Source organism: Pseudoalteromonas sp. BSi20480 (assembly GCF_000241365.1).
GTDB classification, from domain to species: Bacteria; Pseudomonadota; Gammaproteobacteria; order Enterobacterales; family Alteromonadaceae; genus Pseudoalteromonas; species Pseudoalteromonas marina.
The window spans coordinates 1-281 of record NZ_BADX01000197.1; the positions used below are offsets into that span (position 1 = coordinate 1).

General features: G+C 38.8%; 1 protein-coding gene. It reads right to left on the minus strand.

The window, feature by feature from the left end:
* Nucleotides 1-39: 39 nt before the first annotated feature.
* Nucleotides 40-281, minus strand: a 242-nt coding sequence (locus P20480_RS18955; protein WP_033025970.1) for an integrase core domain-containing protein, incomplete at its 5' end; no start/stop codon positions are given.

Sequence of the window (281 nt, forward strand, 5' to 3'; positions counted from 1 at the left end):
TGAATCGCCCCGAGTTCATCGGAGACCAGTTTGTTTAAGTCAGGCCACTTTACCTGACTCGTTTAAATTATCATAGTAGTCTGTTTCATATTGAGCTGGTGAAATATACCCAATTGAAGATAATAAGCGTTGATTATTAAACCAATTGACCCACTCTAACGTTGCGTATTCAACAGCATCAACATTCTTCCACGGGCCATTTCTGCGAATAATCTCTGTTTTAAATAATCCATTTATTGTTTCAGCCAATGCATTGTCATAAGAGTCACCCACACTGCCTA